At 67.0% G+C, this 1,315-nt stretch carries 1 protein-coding gene; it reads left to right on the top strand.

The features are described from left to right. Positions 1-223: 223 nt before the first annotated feature. Positions 224-1,195, top strand: a complete 972-nt coding sequence (locus AC1DYI_RS35880; RefSeq protein WP_477208856.1) for a chromate resistance protein ChrB domain-containing protein — start codon at positions 224-226, stop codon at positions 1,193-1,195. Positions 1,196-1,315 lie beyond the last annotated feature (120 nt).

The raw sequence follows: 1,315 nt of genomic DNA, 5'->3' as shown, positions 1-1,315 counted from the left end.
CCTGCAATGTGCTCAAGCCGATCGCCAGCAGGTAGGCCGGCAACAGCACGCTCATGTAGCCGTCGACCAGCGCACGCAGACCGCGCGCGCCCAGCACCGGCAACGCCGATGCAGAGACCTGCGCCGGCAGCAGCCAGCGGCGCACCCCGGACACGAAGCTGGCGACCATGTCGAGATGATACTACTGTTGTAGCGAAAATAACAATGATGTATCGTTCGCTACATGAATGTCGATCCAAGCTCCGCCTGGCTGCTGCTGGTCGTGTCCTTGCCCACGCAAGGCGCCACCGCCCGCATGCGGATCTGGCGAGCGCTGAAGGCGCTGGGCTGCGCAGCGCTGCGCGACGGGGCCTACCTGCTGCCGACGGGCGGTGATCGCCACCAGGCGCTGCGCGAGCTGGCCGATGACTGCGTGCGCGAAGGCGGCACGGCTTGGTTGATGTCGGTGCAACCGCCTGTCGATGAGGCGCCGGCCTACCTGGCCTTGTTCGACCGCAGCGACGAGTTGGCCGAACTGCGCAAGGCCTGGAAAGAAACCAACCGGACCCTGGGTGCCATGACGCCGCAGGAGCTGCTGCGCCTTCAGCGTCGGCTGCAGCGCGACTACGACGCGGTCAAGGCAACCGACTACTTCCCCAGTGACGCCTCGACCGAGACCGAAGCCGCCTGGACCGAATTCAACCGTCGGCTCGACTCCTTGGTCTCGCCCGACGAGCCGCACGACGCGTCGGGTGATCTGCCCCGGCTGGACGCGGCGAAATACCGCGGCCACACCTGGGCCACCCGCCGCCGCCTGTGGGTGGACCGCGTGGCCAGCGCCTGGCTGATCCGGCGCTTCATTGACCCGGACGCGCGCTTCAAGTGGCTGGCCAAGCCGGCCGACTGCCCGAAGAGCGCGCTGGGTTTCGACTTCGATGGCGCCGCGTTCACGCACGTCGGCGACCGAGTGACCTTCGAAACGCTGATGGCCAGCTTCGGCCTCGACGAGGACCCAGCCCTGCGGCGGCTGGGCGCGATGGTGCACCAGCTCGATGTCGGCGGCGAGCCGGTGCCCGAAGCGATCGGCTTCGAAGCGGTGATGGCTGGCGCACGCGAACGGYTCGACGACGACGACGCGCTGTTGGCCGAGATCGGCACGGTGCTGGATTCCCTGTATGCGCACTTCGGGCGAGACCCGTCGCGCGCCAGGGCTTGAGAGAGAACCTGAGAAAAAAGGAACCGAGGAGATGAACGAAGTCACCACCACCAACGAATCGCCCGGCCAGACCACCGCCGCCCCTTACACCATGTGGCAGCTGGTGCTCTACATGCTGGG

Source organism: Ideonella sp. P3_A4 (assembly GCF_056403075.1).
This window is presented reverse-complemented; position numbering and strand designations above follow the sequence as displayed.